The organism is Salinispora vitiensis, assembly GCF_000378825.1.
GTDB classification, from domain to species: Bacteria; Actinomycetota; Actinomycetes; order Mycobacteriales; family Micromonosporaceae; genus Micromonospora; species Micromonospora vitiensis.
This window is the reverse complement of sequence record NZ_KB900388.1, coordinates 2,875,880-2,891,853: the sequence shown is the minus strand read 5'-3', so window position 1 is coordinate 2,891,853 and position 15,974 is coordinate 2,875,880. Positions and strand designations below refer to the sequence as shown.

Below are 15,974 nucleotides of genomic sequence, written 5' to 3'. Positions count from 1 at the left end.
TCTCAGGAGGCGGTCGGGGAACCCCGCGGTGGCCGCCGTCGGCGGACCGCACAGTGACGACGGAGGTAAGGCCGCGTAATGTCCGACTTCCCGTTTCTTTCGGTGCTCACCGTGGCGCCGCTGGTCGGTGCCCTGGTGGTCGCCGTCCTGCCCCGCCGCCGGCCGGAGTTGGCCAAACAGGTGGCGCTCGGCTGGTCGCTGTTGGTGCTGGCGCTCTCGGTGGTCATGTGGGTGACCTGGCAGACCGGCGGTGACCGGTTCCAGTTCCGCGAGTCCTATCCGTGGATTCCGAACTGGGGCGTCAACTTCACCTTCGCCGCCGACGGCATCGCGTTGGTCATGCTGATGCTGATCGCGCTGCTGGTGCCGCTGGTGATTCTGGCGTCCTGGCACGACGCCGAGTCGTCCAAGCGGTCGGTGCCGGTCTACTTCGCCCTGCTGCTGGTGCTCGAGTGCACGATGATCGGCGTCTTCGCCGCCGCCGACGTCTTCCTCTTCTACGTGTTCTTCGAGATCATGCTCGTGCCGATGTACTTCCTCATCGGCAGTTACGGCGGACACCAGCGGCAGTACGCGGCCGTGAAGTTCTTCCTCTACTCGCTGGTCGGCGGCTTGTTCATGCTCGCCGCGGTGATCGGCCTCTGGGTGGTCGGCGGAAAGACCTTCGACTGGGCTGCGCTGTCGGAGGTGGACATCTCCACCGGTGCCGAGCGTTGGCTCTTCCTCGGCTTCTTCATCGCCTTCGCCATCAAGGCCCCGTTCTTCCCGTTCCACACCTGGCTGCCGGACGCCGGTGGCGCCGCCCCCGCGGGTGCCGCCGCACTGCTGGTCGGGGTGCTCGACAAGGTCGGGACGTTCGGTCTGCTGCGCTACTGCCTGCCGCTGTTCCCGGACGCGGCCAAGTGGTTCGCGCCGTGGGCGCTGGCGCTGGGCGTGATCGGCATTATCTACGCGGCGCTCCTCGCGATCGGTCAGAACGACCTGAAGCGGCTGGTGTCGTACACCTCGATCGCGCACTTCGGCTTCATCGGGGTCGGCATCTTCGCGTTCACCAGCCAGGCGGCCACCGGCGCGGTGCTCTACATGGTCAACCACGGGCTCGCCACCGGTCTGCTCTTCCTGGTGGTCGGGATGCTGGTGGCCCGCCGGGGCTCCGCGCTGATCAGCGACTTCGGCGGTGCCGGCAAGCTGGTTCCGCTGCTGGCCGGGGTGCTCTTCTTCGCCGGTCTCGCCTCGCTGGCGCTGCCCGGCACCGCACCGTTCATCTCCGAGTTCCTGGTGCTGATCGGCACCTTCTCGGTGAACAAGCCGGTGGCGGTGATCGCCACGCTCGGGGTCATCCTGGCCGCCGCGTACGTGCTGTGGATGGTGCAGCGCACCACCCAGGGCACGCTCAACCCGGCGCTGACCGAGGTCGAGGGGATGAAGCGTGACCTGAACCTGCGCGAGAAGGTCGTGGTGGCCCCGCTGGTCGCGCTGATCCTGCTGCTCGGCTTCTACCCGAAGCCGGTCACGGATGTCATCAACCCTGCGGTCCAGGCGACCATGCAGGATATCGGCAAGACTGACCCGGCCCCGTCGGCCGGAACTCCACAGGAGGCGAGCCGGTGAGCGAGCTGAAGCTTCCGTCGATCGATTACGCGGCGCTCGCGCCGACGCTCATCTTGTTGGGCGCCGCCCTGGTCGGTGTCCTGGTCGAGGCGTTCGTGCCGCGCCGGCTGCGGCACGTGGTGCAGCTCGCGGTGGCGCTGCTGGCGGTGCTCGGTGCGCTGACCATGGTGGTGCTGAACGCCAATGATCGTCTGGTCACCATCGGTGGGGCGATCGCCATCGACGGGCCGGCGCTCTTCCTGCAGGGCGCGATCCTGGTGTTGGCCGCGATGGCCTTGCTGCTCATTGGCGAGCGTACGGTCGAACGCGGCGGGGCGTTCGTGGCGCAGGCGGCGGTGACCGCCGAGTCGGCGGACGACCGTCGGCAGGCCGAAGGGGCCCCCGGTCTGACCGAGGTGTACCCGCTGATCAGCTTCGCGGTCAGCGGCATGCTGATCTTCGTGGCGGCGAACGACCTGCTGACCATGTTCATCGCGCTCGAGGTCCTCTCCCTTCCGCTCTACCTGCTCTGCGCCCTGGCTCGCCGCCGGCGGCTGCTGAGCCAGGAAGCGGCGATGAAGTACTTCCTGCTCGGCGCGTACGCCTCGGCCTTCTTCCTCTTCGGCGTCGCGCTGGTGTACGGCTTCACCGCCGGCACCCCGGATCGGGCGGCGGGGGTCGACTTCGCCACGATTCACGCCGCGGTCGCGGAGAGCTCGTCCAGCTCGGTGCTGCTCTTCGGCGGTATGGCGTTGATCGCGATCGGCCTGCTGTTCAAGGCCGGCGCCGCGCCGTTCCACGTCTGGACGCCGGATGTGTACCAGGGGGCGCCGACCCCGATTACCGGCTTCATGGCCGCCTGCACGAAGGTCGCCGCGTTCGGCGCCCTGCTGCGGGTCTTCCACGTCGCCTTCGAGGGTGCCCGGTGGGACTTCACCCCGGTCCTCGGCGTGGTGGCGGTGCTGACCATGCTCGTCGGGGCGGTGCTGGCGGTCACCCAGACCGACATCAAGCGGCTGCTCGCGTACTCCTCGATCGCCAACGCGGGGTACTTGCTGGTCGGGGTGCTCGCGCCGACCAGCGAGGGGGTCTCCGGAACGATGTTCTACCTGGTGGCCTACGGCTTCTCGGTGTTGGCGGCGTTCGCCGTGGTCACCCTGGTCCGGGATGCCGATGGTGAGGCCACCCACCTGTCCCGCTGGGCGGGTCTGGGCCAGCGTTCGCCCTTCTACGCCGGGCTGTTCACCTTCGTCCTGCTCGCCTTCGCCGGTATCCCGGCGACCAGCGGCTTCACGAGCAAGTTCGCGGTCTTCAGCGCGGCGTTCGACGGCGGTCAGGGCTGGTTGGTGATCGCCGGTGTGCTCACCAGCATGGTGCTGGCCTTCCCGTACCTGCGGGTGGTCGTGCTGATGTGGCTCTCCGAGCCCGGTGAGTCCACTCCCGCCGTCGTCATGCCGGGCTGGCTGACCTCGGCGGCGCTGACCGTCGGTGTGGTCGCCACCCTGGTGCTCGGCGTGTTCCCACAGCCGCTGCTCGATCTCGCCGCGGGAGCCGCAGAGTTCGTGCGGTGACACTGTTGATCCGAGGCCGGCACGTGACCTCTGTGCCGGCCTCGGGGCTGTTTTCGGAGGTCATGGACGCATTCCGGGCGATCCCCGCCCCGGGGTCGACGGTACTGGTGTGGCATGGTGGGAGGCGTGGTGAATCCGGCTGACAAGCTTTCGGGTGCCACCGGCGTGGGCAGTCATTCCGGCCGGGGCGGCGTGGGTCAGCTGGGTGCCGTCGGGTTGCACCCGGTTGACGCGGGGCTTCCGGATTCGGCGCTTCAGGTGCTGGCGGGGGTCGAGGCCGCGCTGCGGGCCGATGTCGTCAGCGCCGACCCGTTCGTCACCGAGGCCGCCCGGCATCTCCTCGACGCCGGTGGCAAGCGATTCCGCCCGTTGCTGGTGGCGCTCGGCGCCCAGTTCGGGGATCCGACCCGGGCGCAGGTGGTGCCGGCCGCCGTGGTGGTGGAGCTCACCCACCTGGCCACGCTCTACCACGACGACGTCATGGACGAGGCGGCGGTGCGTCGGGGGGGCCCGAGCGCCAATTCGCGGTGGACGAACTCGGTGGCCATCCTGGTCGGTGACTATCTCTTCGCCCGCGCGGCGGATATCTCCGCCGATCTGGGCACCGAGGCTGTCCGGTTGCAGGCGCGGACCTTCGCCCGGTTGGTGCACGGCCAGATCGCGGAGACCGTGGGGCCGCGTACCGGGGTGGACCCGGTGGCGCACCACCTGCACGTGATCGCCGAGAAGACCGGTTCGTTGATCGCTACCGCGGCCCGGTTCGGTGGGATGTTCAGCGGGGCCAGCCCAACGCACACCGAGGCGCTGGCTGGCTACGGTGAGACCATCGGGGTCGCCTTCCAGCTTTCGGACGACCTGTTGGACATCTCCAGCGAGGCGGAGCGCTCCGGCAAGACCCCCGGGACCGATCTCCGCGAGGGTATCCCCACCCTCCCGGTGCTGTATGCCCTCGCCTCCGACGATGCTGACGCCGCGTCGGTGCGGCTGCGGGAAATCCTGGCGGTCGGTCCGCTGACCGACGATGACCTGCACGCCGAGGCGCTCGGACTGCTCCGGGAGAGCCCGGCGTTGAAGCGGGCCCGGGAGACGGTGCGGAGCCGTGCTGAGGAGGCACGCGCGCAGCTCGCGCCGCTGCCGTCGGGTCCGGCCCGGCAGGCGCTCGAATCCCTCTGCGACCAGATCGCCGACCGGACCAGCTGACCCAGCTGTCGGAGTGGCGGTGGCGCCTCCGGCGGCGGACATCACCTCGGCTCAGCAGTAACCGGGCACCCATGCGTCACCCTAACGTGATCAGTGATCACCGACAGTGGATGATGATCTGGTGGTCTCTACCCGAACAGGCGTTTCCTACCGGTCCTAAATTTCATATGGTGTAAGTCCCCGGCTGCGGAGGTGGTTGTGCGTGACCCCCTGGCGGAGCCTTCGGACCTCATCCGAAGCGTGTCCCGCGCGCTACGAGTGCTCGAGTCAGTCGGTCGTGCCCCGAAGGGGCTGACTGTCAAACAGATCGCGCGACGGTGCGAGCTGACCGTGGCGACCACGTACCACCTTGTCCGCACCCTGGCGTACGAGGGCTACGTGATCCGGCGCGAGGACGGCACGTACATCGTGGGCTTGGAGATCGCCGACCGCTACCGTGAGCTGGTCAGTGCCTTCCGCGGACCGCCGACGGTCGGGGAGTCCCTGCGGCGCGCCGTCCTGGACACCGGCTACAGCCACTTTCTCGGCCGGTTCGTCGGGGGGCAGGTCGCCATCACGGCCGTCACTGAAGGCCCGCGCTCCCCCCACCTAGAGGACCTGGTTCCCGGCTTCGACGAGGGGGCGCACGCCACCGCACTCGGTAAGGCGCTGCTCGCGACCCTCACCACCGAACAGCGGCTGCGCTACCTGCGCGAGAACGGCATGCGCCCGTTCACCACCGGGACGCTGACCACCACTGAGGCGTTCGAGACCGACCTCGCGGCTGGCGAGCGGCGGGGGATGCAGCTGGAGCTGGGGCAGTACCGGCCGGGGGTGGCCTGCGCGGCGGTGTTGGTGAGCGCTGACAAGGACGTGGAGCGGCGGGTGGCGCTCGCCTGTGCCCTACCGGCCGGCGAGATGATGGCCTCCGCCCGGGTCGTTCGGGCGAAGCTGCTCGCCACTGCCCGGAGCATCGCCGACGGCCTCATCGGCGACACCTGACCGGAGGCGAGGTGTGGGCCGGGTGCAACGGGAACGGGCCCTCACCCACGCGGGGAGAGGGCCCGTTCGCGCCCGGAGGGGACCGGGGGAGCTGAGCGGTCAGCTACCGATCGGGCCGCCGTCCAGGCGCCAGGTGACCACCACACCCGGCTTGGCGTAGTCGCCGTCCGGCCAGGTGGAGGCGGGGTTCTCGACCGAGGCGCCGGAGACCTCCCCCGGGTGCTGCACGGCCACGAAGACCGAGCGGTTGTCGCCGGTGACGAACGGTCCGCAGGTCTCCGCGCCGACCGGCACGGTGAGGAACTGCTTCAGGTGGCCGCGCTCCGGGCCCTCGATCGGCGTGGCGAAGAGGCCGTCATTGCTGCCCAGCGCGTTGCCGTCGGTGGAGATCCAGAGGTTGCCGGTGGCGTCGAAGGCCAGGTTGTCCGGGCAGGAGATCGGGGAGACCTTCGTCTTGTCGTACCCGGCGAAGTAGGTCGAGGAGTCCGCCGGGTCGCCGGCGACGATCGGCAGCGACCAGGTGAACGTCTCCGCCGAGTTGTCCCCGTGCTTCTCGACCAGCTCCAGCACGTGGCCGTGGCGGTTGGCGTTACGCGGGTTCGCCTCGTCGGCCTTCGGGTTGCTGCTAACCCCACGTGAGGAGTTGTTGGTGAGCGCCACATACACCTTGCCGGTGTGCAGGCTCGCCTCGACATCCTCGGGCCGGTCCATCTTGGTGGCGCCGACCTGGTCCGCGGCGAACCGGGTGAAGGTGAGTACCTCGGCGGCGGTCATGCCCTCGATGTACGAGCGGTTGCCACTGACCAGCTTGATCCACCGGCCGCCGCCGTTGAACGCACCGTCGCTGGGCAGCTCACCGGAGCCGTCGATCTCGTCGGCGCTGGTGTAGTCCAGCTTGGCGACGTAGAGGGTGCCCGACTCCAGCAGGGTCAGGTTGTGCTCCCGGTCCCGCCAGGAACTCCCCTTCTTGTACTTCTTCTCCGACACGAACTTGTAGAGGTAGTCGAACCGCTCGTCGTCGCCCATGTACGCGACCACGTGTCCGCTCTTCGCCACGATGACGTTCGCGCCCTCGTGCTTGAACCGGCCCAGCGCGGTGTGCTTGCGCGGCCGGCTCTCCGGGTCGTACGGGTCGATCTCGACAACCCAGCCGAACCGGTGCGCCTCGTGCGGATGCGCGGTCAGGTCGAAGCGCTCGTCGGCGCGGTCCCACTTCCGGTTCCCGCTCGGGTAACGGTCGGTGGTGTTGATGCCGTACCGGGCCAGCTTCGGCTTCAGCTCCTCCGGGGCGCCGTCGCCGCCGATGAAGTACTGGTTGAAGTTCTCCTCGCCGGAGAGCACCGTACCCCAGGGGGTTACCCCACCGGCGCAGTTGTTCAACGTGCCGATGGCCGTGCGCCCCTTCGGGTCGGCCGCGGTCTTGAGCCAGTCCGAGCCGGCGGCCGGGCCGGTCAGCTCGAACTTCGTCTTCGAGGCGGTCACCCGGCGGTTGTACGGCCGGTTGCCGGATTTGACCGGGCGCCACTCGCCGGTGTCCTGGACCCGCTCCAGCTCCACCACGGACATGCCGTGCGCGGCCATCGCGACCTTCAGCTGCTCGACGCTGAGCGAGTCCAGGTCGGTGAAGCCGGGGAAAATCAGGTTCTCGTTGGTGTACTCGTGGTTGACCACGAGCAGCGCGTTCTTCCGGCCCAGCGGCAGCACGCCGACGAAGTCGTTGTTGTAGCCGAACTGCAGGGCCTGTGCCTTGGCCGTCTGCTTGTGTAGGTCGAACGGGGGCGCGCCCGGCACCACCTCGTCACCCCAGCGGATGACCACCGAGTGGTCGTAGCCGTTCGGGACGATGAAGCTGTCCAGGGTGTTCGGTGGGACCGGCTTGAAGGTCAGCTTCCCGTCGCCGACGCCACCGGGCGGGGCGGCGAACTCGGTCGCTTCCGGCGTCACCGGAACGGAGCTGGCGGCGGAAGCGGCGCCGCTGCCCGCGAGCGCCCCGGCGCCGGCGAAGCCCAGGACCAGCGCACCGACGGTGCCGGCGCGGACCACGCCGCGGCGGGAAACCTCGGCGTCCACCAGGTCGCCGAAGTAGGTGTTGTCCGAGGTGTTGGGCGCCGGGTGGTCACAGGCGTTGCCACACCGGTAGAGACAGGTCATGACGTCACGACTGCCGTGGCGGATGGAGCCGAGCAGCGGGAGCAGCCGAGGGCGGTCGCTCATGTGGAGGAGCCTCCTGGTTTCGATGGTGCACGCCGAGGTCAGCGGATGGCATGCGTACTCGCCGGAGGCTAGGAGGAGACAATTACCGCCAGTGTGCAGCCGTGTGAACCGAAGCTGAACTCCGGCGGTTGGGCGGCTGACGCCGTAGTCAGCTGGCCGGGGGCAACCGCCGTGCATTTTTCGGTGCGCTCAGCCCGATATCCACGGTTTCGATTGTCCGGCACCGTCGTCACCTCGTAGCGTGGCCCGAGTGACTACTGCTCTCATCGTCGGGGGTGGGATCGCGGGCACCGCCACCGCCATCGCACTGCGGACCGTCGGCATTGGCTCCGTCATCTACGAGGCGTATCCGAGTGGGGGTGAGGACGCTGGCGCCTTCCTCACCGTCATGCATAACGGCATGGCCGCACTTCAGGAGATTGAAGCCGGCCGCGCGGTGATCGACGCGTCTTATCCGGCGAGGGGTGTGTCGCTCCTCGACGCTGGCGGGGGCCTGCTGGAACAACGGTCGATTGATCCACCCGGACGGACGCTCACCCGAGCGACGCTCTACCGGGTGCTGCAGGGTGAGGCGGTTCGCCGCGGAGTTCGGATCGACCGTGGTCGCCGGCTGGTCAACGCCACGGTCGAAGCTGGCGGCGTCCGGGCTTCCTTCGCTGACGGGAGTGGGGCCCGGGGCGACTTCCTCGTTGGCGCGGACGGGCTCCATTCAGTGGTCCGTCGCCTCATCGACCCCGACGCGCCGGGTCCGCGCCACACCGGCCAGCACGTGGTCTACGGGTACGCGGCGGGAGGCCGGGTCCACACCGCGCCCGACGCCTACCACATGGTGTTCGGCAGCCGCGCCTTCTTCGGGTACACGACCCCGTCGGACGGGTGGACCTGGTGGTTTGCCCGGCTCGCCGCCGCCGAGTCGACACAGCGGATCGGGCCGGGGGGCTGGCGGCACCGCGTACTGGACGCGTTTCGTGACGATTCCGGACCGGCAGCGGAGATCGTCGCGGCGACCGGTGACGACATCGTGGGTGGTGACTCGTATGACATCCCCACCACACCGAAGTGGCACAACGGGTCGATGGTGTTGGCTGGTGATGCCGCGCATGCGGCATCACCAGCCGCCGCCCAGGGCGCCTCTATGGCGCTGGAGGACGCCGTGACGCTGGCGCGCTGCCTGGCAGCGCGCGGCGACCTGCGGAATGCCTTCGACGGCTACGAGTCGTTACGCCGCGAACCGACCGAGGAGACGGTCGCCGCGAGTGCCCAGCTGACTAGTCGCGGTCGAAGATAGCTCCGAGTAGCCAGGTGGCCACGCCGACGAAGAGCGCGCCGAGTACGGCGGCCGGCCAGAATCCGTCTACCTGGAAGGGTAGTCCGGCCTCGCCGGCGATCCAGCTGGTCAGCAGGAACAGCAGGCCGTTGACGACCAGTGCGATCAGACCGAGGGTGAGGAGGTAGAAGCCGCAGCCCACGGTTCTGATGATCGGCTGGAGTACCGCGTTGACGACGCCGAAGATCGCGGCGACGACGACCAGCGTGGTGACCGTCTCAGTGGCCGATTCCGCGTTTAGTGTGATGCCCGGGATCAGGAGTGTGGCCAGCCAGAAGGCAACCGCGGTGGCGCCTAACCGGATCAAGAGCCCTTTCAGGAAACCCATGGCGGAGAATGCTGCCACGGACCGTTCTTTCTGGGAAGCTCGGGTCCTGTTTGGCGGGTGAACCGGCCTGGAGCCGGCGGCTCTGGGTCTCCCTCGCCTCCGGCGCGAGCACCACGAGCGAAGTCGCCGAAGAAGCGGCGAGCCGGGTGCGACCGGTTCCATTACGTCGACTGACTCCGTATCGTATCTGCACTGGAGCGGGGCGTTATCGCCCGTGATGATTCGGTACGGTCACGCCGTCATGATCTTGTGCGCACCTTGTAGGTTGTATCCGATACGGGTGCGTTGTCGCCGGGAGGAGCTGGCCTTGACCAAATGGGAGCCGGCCACCGAGGCGGAGGTTACGCTGAGTGAAGCGTTGCTTGCCAAGGATCAGCAACGATACTTCCGCGTCCTGGCCCGCACGGAGCTGTTGCTACCCGTCTCCGCGCAGGCGCTGGCCGGTCAGGCACCGATGAGCTGGGGCACCTGGACCACCGGTGGTCGAACCCACGTGCTGGCGTTCACCTCGGTTGCCGCGCTACGCGCCTGCCTCGGTGAGCACGCGGGCGCGAACCGCCGAGCCCGCTACGCTGAGCTTGCCGACCATTGGCCCAACCACGAGTGGTGGCTGGCGGTCAACCCGGGCTTGCCCATCGAGGGCTACCTGCCGGCCTGGTATGTCACCCAGCTCTCCCGTGGCGACGTCCGCCTGCCCGGTCGCACGATGGGGACGCGGGCCCGGCTGGAGCGCGACGAGGCCTACCCCCGCCCCCGTCCCTCCGGGCGCCGGGAAGGGGAACCGGCCGCCGGGACGAAGGGGTCGGACCGCGCTCCGCGGGCGGGCCAGACGCCCGACGGCTTCGCCTCCCTGCGCCCGTCGCCACCGGCGTCGTCCCCCGGTGCGCCGCTGCGCACCCCAGCCGACCTGCGTGCGGCTACCCTCCGACGGCCGATGATGGACGCTGGTCGCCTCGCCGGCGGGGAGCCGGTGGCCCCCGGGGCTCGCCCATCCGGGTCCGGCCTCGGCCACCAGCCGGTCAGCGGATCCGCGTCGCCGAGGGAGCAGCCCCGGGGTCGCTCCGGACCGCCCCCCAGCCGCCGGTCATTCTTCGAACCGGCCGCGGGCCGTGGCGACCGGGATGAGCAGAGCGTCGGACCGCCGCGCCTTACCCGGGGCGCGCAACAGTTCCCGCGCCGCCGCCCGGCCAGTGACCCGCCGCCGGCCGCGTCGCCGATGTTCTCGGCCCGAGCCACGACCCGGGTTGACCAGGACGCCGCTGCCCCGTCCGGCGAGCCACCACCCGGGCTGGCTCGGCAGCAGACGCCGGCCGAGGAGACCCGGACCGTCCGTTTCCCGGTGCCCGACCCGGCGACACTTCGGCGGTACGCCCGTCGTGCCGCCGAGGAGGAGAGAGCCCTCCGACCGCACCCCACCTCGGCGGAGTCGGAGTCCAACCAGATCACTGAGCCGGTGTCCGGTTCGCTACCCCGGCGAACGCCTCCGCCGACCGTGATCGAGGGGACGGTCGTTGATTCTCAGAACTTGACCGCCGCCGGTACGGCCGACGCATCGATGACCGTACCCATGTCGGCGACGGCAGGCGTGGTCACCGTCAACCGCGTTTCAGCGGTACCGGCCACCGGTGACCCGACGCTGCCCGACGGCGGCGTTCCGGCCGAGGCCACGCTCCGAATCGACGTGGCGGGAGCGGGTGACCTTTCCTCGCCCTCGCCCTCGGCCTCGCCCACGGCAGCTGTGCCCCCCGACTTCGACCCGGCCAATGAGGTCGAGGCGGACCTCGTCACGGCGGCCATCAGCGGCAACACCGACACATTCCTGTCGACGCTGTTGCTTGCCCAGGTGCTGCTTCCGGTGGCAGCCGACTCGGCACCGGACAGCCGGCCCGGCGGCACGGGGTTCGTCTGGCGGACCGAGGAGCGGGATGGAGCCGTGTCCGTGGTCGTCTACACCTCCCCGGAGCGGCTCGCCGACCACACCGCCGGGACGGTCGAGACCATCCGAGTCCGCTTCGTGCAGCTCATCCAGCGTTGGCCGGACCGGTCGTGGTCGTTCGCCGTCAACCCGGGATCTCCGATCGGCACGACGATGCCCGGCGAGCAGATCGTCGGTCTCGCCAACTGGGCGGCGGAGGTGGGCCTGGGTGCGGATGGGCCAGAGCCGGAGCCAGGGCCGGAGCCAGCGGCGGCGACTGCGTCGGCGCCGGTCGACTCACCGGCAACTGCCGACCGGCCGCGCTACCGGCCGCCGAGCCCCGACGCCACGTGTCCCGTCCTGATGCAGAAAGCGGTGGCGGCCAGCCAGCTCGCCTACTATCTGGACCGGGGGTACGACCGCGTCTCCGGTTTCGTGCACCGGGCGGCCGAGCTGGCACACCTGACCACCCCGGCTCAGCTCTTTGACGCGCTCGGCCTGGGCTACCCCGGTTCTCCCTTCGAGCGGAGCGCCGAGAAAATCTACGTACTGCGGTGGCCGGCGTTCCGACCGAACCTCTACCGAATCCCGTACGGCGGGCAGAGTGAAGCCGCGATGCGGGCCATGGAGGGCTGGGTGATCGAGCGGCCGCCGTTCCGTGGCAACGGCTTCGCCCCGAGCGAGAGTAGCGATGTCGTGGCGGAGTTCAAGGTCGACAGTGCCCGGCTGCCGCACGGCGCACAGCTGTGGCGGATCGGCGCGGACGGCGCCGAGCGGCTCGTAGCCACGTTGGATGTGGACGCACTGCGGTGGCGACAGGCGGGTGACGGGTGAGACGGGACGGGTACGTGGCTCGCTGGCGGGACCGCGAATACCAGGCCAGCCCGGACGGTGACGACATCCGGCTCTATCAGCACGAGCCGGATGCGGGTTTCACCCAGGTACGCCCCGGCCGCCACCTCCGCGTCGTGCCGGCGGCCGAGGTCGACGAGCTGACGTACATCCGCACCACCTGCACCTGGCAGGGGCAGCCGTTCATCGTGTTGGGCGAGCACGAGGGTTGGCTGCGGGTCGAGTACACGGGTGGGCGCTGGCCGGTCGCCGAGGCGATGGGTCTCGAGGCGTTCGACTACGGCGTCTACCAGGGCTGGGCACCGGCCGCCGAGGTCCGCGACCTGCGGGAGCTTCGCGTCTAGCGCCGGTCAGCTTAGGACTTCGACCAGCGCAGGATCTCGCCGAGCACGATCTCCGGGGCCTCGAGGTGTGGGAAGTGCCCGACCTGGTCGAGCAGGCGCCACTCGTACGGGGCCACCACGTACCGGCCGGAGCCCTGAGCGGTACGTGGCAGGATCGCCCGGTCGAGGGCGCCGTGTAACTGGAGGGTTGGCGTGACGAGGGGCTTCTGCATGAGCCGAACGAAGCGGTAGCCGTGCAGCCGGAGCACTGACCGGAAGGCCCACCGGTAGCCCTCCAGGGCACAGAACGCCGCCTGTGGGATCTGCATCGCGGTCCGGCACCGAGCCGCGTACGGCTCGAACTCGGGGCTGTGCACCCAGCGTGGCCCGCCCCAGCGGCGCAGGATCTCCGCTACCGCCGCCCCGTCGTCGCGGGTCAGCACGTGCTCGTAGCGCGGCAGCTGGAACAGCAGCGTCGGGGTGGAGGCGGCGAACTGGCCGCGCGGATCAGCGAAGATCGCGGCCCGTAGCCGGAGCGGGTGCGGGGCGCCGAGCACCACCAGTCGGCGGACCAGCGTCGGGTGGAACGACGCCGCTGTCCAGCCCAGTAGCCCGCCGGCGCCGGAGCCCACCACGGTGGCGGAGCGCTCACCCAGCGCCCGGATCAGCCCGGCGACATCGCCGGCCAGGGTGTACCCGTCGTACCCCCGGGGTGGCTTGTCACTGGCGCCGTAGCCGCGTAGGTCGACCGCGACCGCCCGGAACCCGGCGTCGGCGACCGCCGGTAGCAGGTTGTGCCACGCCCACCAGTGCTCCGGAAAACTGTGCAGGAAGAGCACCATCGGGCCGGTCCCGGCCTCGACCACGTGGAACCGGCTGCCGTTGGCGCCGACGAACCGGTGCGTCCACGGCCCCTCGGCGAGGACGCAGGACTCGTCAAGGGCCCCGTCGCGCTGCTCGGTCATGTGCCACAGCCTAAGGCCCGGGTCATAACCGGTCCGGACGCGTGGCGCACAAGCCGGGGCCCGTGCCGGTGTCGGGTCGGGTGTCGGTGTCGGGGAAGGGCGATGCCCGAGCCGGTCACCGGCCCGGGCATCGCCCTCGTGTGGTTCTCGTTACTTGAAGCGGACCTTGATCGACGTGCCCTTCTGCTTCAGCACCTCGATCTTCGTGCCGGTCGCGGGGAGCTTCACCCCGTGGTTGGGCAGCTCCTCGTACCAGTACTTCTGGGTGTCGTCGAAGAGCGGCTGCGCGGCCTGGCCGCGGATGTACTGCGGCTGGCTGTCGATGTGCAGCGTGAACGAGTCCGCCTTCTGGAGGCTGAACGGCGCGTCGTACACCTGGACCCGGGCCCGCCATGGCTCGCCGGTCAGGTTGTAGATCGGCCGCGGGCGCGAGTCGATGTAGAGGTTGCGCCCCTCACCCGGGTGCGCGAACGTGTCGTTGTCCGCCCAGCGGGTGTTCCAGTAGGAGATCAGCAGACCCTCCTGGTACGCGTAGTGGTCCACCCAGTCCGGGCGGGTGTTCGCGTACCCGAAGTAGTACGGCCCGGTCTCCAGGTACTTGTCGTACGAGACGTACGACCGGTGGCCGGCGATGTAGTAGTTGTCGAAGAGCTGGGTGTACTTCTCCTCGGCGATGCTCCAGCCGGCGAGGTTCCAGTCACCGGCCCCGGTCTCCCCACCGTCGTTGAGGATCGTCTCGCCGTCGGCGGTGACCGTGATCTCGTCGCCGAAGAAGCCGCCCTCGGAGACCCCACCGTCGGTCTGGTAGCGCAGCCGGAACTGGACTGACTTCCCAGCCTGGGCGTCCATCGGAAGGTTGACGTCGACCCACTCGTCGTTGCTACTACCGTCGAGGGCGAACCGACCGGGGGAGATCTCCTTGAACGGCGTGCCGTCGGCGGTACCGGGCAGCGGCGTCCAGGTGTCCCCACCATCCTCCGACACCTCGAAGAAGAGGTAGTCGTAGTCGGCCTCGATGCTGTAGCGGCCCTTCATCGTCAACGCGGCCGACGATTTCCCGGTGAGGTCGAGCGTCCGGGTCATCGTGTTGTTGAGGCCGTCCTCGTTGCCGGAGAAGAACTGCTTCGTGCCGGCGAACGGTGCGCCGTTGTCGAACTCGTACTCGCGCTTCGGGAGCACGACCACGGCGGCCTGCGGCTTCTTGGAGTTGTATGCCTGTGGGCCGAGGGTCATGGTGCGCTTCTGCCCCGCGACGACCACCTCGTAGTCGAGCCAGCCGAGCTGGAGCTTGTTCCAGGCACCCAGGTCGCCGCCGCGCTCGCCGATGCCACCGTCGCCCTCGGCACCGAGCCGGCTCTGGGCCATCAGCGTCCAGTGCTCGTTGTTGTTGTCGCCGCCACTAACCACGTTGTAGTCGTCCGGCAGACCGAGGTCGTGCGCGTACTCGTGGTAGAAGACGCTGCGTCCGCCGTTTTCCGGCTGGATCGTGTAGTCACCGATCCAGATGCCGGTGTCGCCGATCTGGGTGCCGCCCGCCGGGAAGTTCGGCGGGCCGGTGCGGCCCTGGTCGGACGCGAACGCGTACCACCGGTGGCTCCAGATCGCGTCCTCGCCCTGGTGCGGGTCGCTGTTGGCCATGTCGCCACCGGAGTGGACGATCTGGAAGTGGTCGATGTAGCCGTCCGGCTCGTTGAAGTCGCCGTCGGAGTCGTGGTCGTACCGGTCCCACCGGTCCATCGCCCGGAGATCATCGGCGATCTCCGCGTCGGTACGGCCAGCGGCCTTCTGGTCGGCGACCCACTGGTTCGCGGCGTCCCGCACCAGGGTCCAGACGTTGGTGCAGACTCTGCCGCCGCAGACCGCCGGGTCGTCACCGTTGGCGTCGGTCGGGTCGTCCAGGGAACGGCCGTAGCGGGCCGCGTTGTACTGGACCTTGACCCAGTCGGTGACCGTGCCCTCGACGCTGTACCGGCCCGAGGACTGGGCCTCGAAGTACTGCTTGACCGATTCGTCGCCGTCCGCGTCGCCGAAGTACAACGTCCGGAAGTGGTCGGCGCTGTAGTCCGCCTGCCAGCTCGTGGAGTTGTCCAGCGCCCGGTTGGGCTCCGGGATCTCGTTGTGCAGCGGGCCGTCGAACCGCGCCGGGCCCGGCCAGGTGGGGGCGGTGTCCTGGTCGGGATAGGCCGGGTGCCGCTCGTTGCCGAACTCGGCCAGGATCACGAAGATCCGGTCCGTGTTCTCCCGGGAGAGTTCGACGTACTGGTCCTTCTTGCCACGGTGACCACGGGCGGTCGGGGAACCGCCGTCCGTCTCACCGACCTTGACGACAGTGCTGCCGTTGACTCGCTGCGATGTCGCCTCGCCGGAGAGGACGCTGCTCAGGCCCTCCTGGCGTAGCGCCCGTCGCTTCTCCTCGAGCGGGTTGGGCAGATCGTGGTCAACGTGATCAGGCTCTGCGGCTGAGGGAGCCGATGTCGGCTGCTGGAGCTTCGGCGCGGCGCTGGCGGATGGTCCGACCGCCAGTCCCGTTGCCGTCAGCGAGAGCCCGAGTAGACCCACTGCGACTTTGCGCACGCGGTACCTCCGGGTGTGAAGGAAACCGGCCTAGCGGGGGCATGGGCCGGTGCGGCGATCCCACGGGTGGGACCACTGGTGAAGATAGACATCGTTGCTGATGAGGGGAAGACTGTCCGGACACTTTGTTGCAA

11 protein-coding genes are annotated in these 15,974 nt (G+C 69.3%); 7 read left to right on the top strand and 4 right to left on the bottom strand.

Annotation, left to right across the window (positions count from 1 at the left end):
- Window positions 1-78: 78 nt before the first annotated feature.
- From SALPAC2_RS0113450 to SALPAC2_RS0113435, 4 genes are all read left to right on the top strand, one after another.
- A complete protein-coding gene (locus SALPAC2_RS0113450) occupies window positions 79-1,611 on the top strand; it encodes an NADH-quinone oxidoreductase subunit M (protein ID WP_018217164.1) in 1,533 nt (510 codons plus the stop codon).
- A complete protein-coding gene (gene nuoN / locus SALPAC2_RS0113445; RefSeq protein WP_018217163.1) occupies window positions 1,608-3,161 on the top strand; it encodes an NADH-quinone oxidoreductase subunit NuoN in 1,554 nt (517 codons plus the stop codon). Before SALPAC2_RS0113450 ends, nuoN begins: the two co-directional genes overlap by 4 nt.
- Before the next feature lie 114 nt (window positions 3,162-3,275).
- Window positions 3,276-4,361 (top strand): polyprenyl synthetase family protein, encoded by a 1,086-nt coding sequence (locus SALPAC2_RS0113440; RefSeq protein ID WP_026184711.1) that lies wholly within the window; start codon window positions 3,276-3,278, stop codon window positions 4,359-4,361.
- A 198-nt stretch (window positions 4,362-4,559) separates the two neighbouring features.
- Entirely contained in the window at window positions 4,560-5,342 is a 783-nt protein-coding gene (locus tag SALPAC2_RS0113435) for an IclR family transcriptional regulator (protein ID WP_018217161.1), read from the top strand.
- Between the two features lie 99 nt (window positions 5,343-5,441).
- Here the strand turns inward: SALPAC2_RS0113435 and SALPAC2_RS0113430 are convergent, their stop codons facing one another.
- Complete coding sequence (locus SALPAC2_RS0113430; protein ID WP_018217160.1) at window positions 5,442-7,556, bottom strand: PhoX family protein; 2,115 nt, start codon at window positions 7,554-7,556, stop codon at window positions 5,442-5,444.
- Between the two features lie 250 nt (window positions 7,557-7,806).
- Between SALPAC2_RS0113430 and SALPAC2_RS0113425 the strand changes: the two genes are divergently transcribed.
- Window positions 7,807-8,844: an FAD-dependent monooxygenase gene (locus SALPAC2_RS0113425; protein WP_018217159.1), complete on the top strand. Its 1,038-nt coding sequence runs from the start codon at window positions 7,807-7,809 to the stop codon at window positions 8,842-8,844.
- Here the strand turns inward: SALPAC2_RS0113425 and SALPAC2_RS0113420 are convergent.
- The gene (locus tag SALPAC2_RS0113420; protein ID WP_018217158.1) at window positions 8,825-9,211 is read right to left on the bottom strand and encodes a phage holin family protein; all 387 of its coding nucleotides are present in this window, start codon (window positions 9,209-9,211) and stop codon (window positions 8,825-8,827) included. The two genes, SALPAC2_RS0113425 and SALPAC2_RS0113420, sit on opposite strands and share 20 nt — an antisense overlap.
- 307 nt (window positions 9,212-9,518) lie before the next feature.
- On the opposite strand from SALPAC2_RS0113420, the gene SALPAC2_RS0113415 reads away from it, so the two are divergent.
- Window positions 9,519-11,960, top strand: coding sequence for an SseB family protein (locus SALPAC2_RS0113415; protein WP_026184710.1), 2,442 nt, complete (start codon window positions 9,519-9,521; stop codon window positions 11,958-11,960).
- Window positions 11,957-12,322 carry a hypothetical protein gene (locus SALPAC2_RS0113410; RefSeq protein ID WP_018217156.1) on the top strand — a complete coding sequence of 122 codons (366 nt, stop codon included), beginning with the start codon at window positions 11,957-11,959 and terminating at the stop codon, window positions 12,320-12,322. The genes SALPAC2_RS0113415 and SALPAC2_RS0113410 overlap by 4 nt, the downstream gene beginning before the upstream one ends.
- An 11-nt stretch (window positions 12,323-12,333) precedes the next feature.
- On the opposite strand, the gene SALPAC2_RS0113405 is transcribed toward SALPAC2_RS0113410, so the two are convergent.
- Both SALPAC2_RS0113405 and SALPAC2_RS0113400 read right to left on the bottom strand, forming a co-directional pair.
- The gene (locus tag SALPAC2_RS0113405) at window positions 12,334-13,266 is read right to left on the bottom strand and encodes an alpha/beta fold hydrolase (RefSeq protein WP_018217155.1); all 933 of its coding nucleotides are present in this window, start codon (window positions 13,264-13,266) and stop codon (window positions 12,334-12,336) included.
- 150 nt (window positions 13,267-13,416) lie between these two features.
- Complete coding sequence (locus SALPAC2_RS0113400) at window positions 13,417-15,825, bottom strand: immune inhibitor A domain-containing protein (protein WP_018217154.1); 2,409 nt, start codon at window positions 15,823-15,825, stop codon at window positions 13,417-13,419.
- Between the last annotated feature and the right edge of the window lie 149 nt (window positions 15,826-15,974).

Coding starts and splice junctions, on each gene's coding strand:
- SALPAC2_RS0113450 (WP_018217164.1), top strand. CDS start 79: ATGTCCGACTTCCCGTTTCTTTCGGTGCTCACCGTGGCGCCGCTGGTC.
- SALPAC2_RS0113440 (WP_026184711.1), top strand. CDS start 3,276: ATGGTGGGAGGCGTGGTGAATCCGGCTGACAAGCTTTCGGGTGCCACC.
- SALPAC2_RS0113430 (WP_018217160.1), bottom strand. CDS start 7,556: ATGAGCGACCGCCCTCGGCTGCTCCCGCTGCTCGGCTCCATCCGCCAC.
- SALPAC2_RS0113420 (WP_018217158.1), bottom strand. CDS start 9,211: ATGGGTTTCCTGAAAGGGCTCTTGATCCGGTTAGGCGCCACCGCGGTT.
- SALPAC2_RS0113405 (WP_018217155.1), bottom strand. CDS start 13,266: ATGACCGAGCAGCGCGACGGGGCCCTTGACGAGTCCTGCGTCCTCGCC.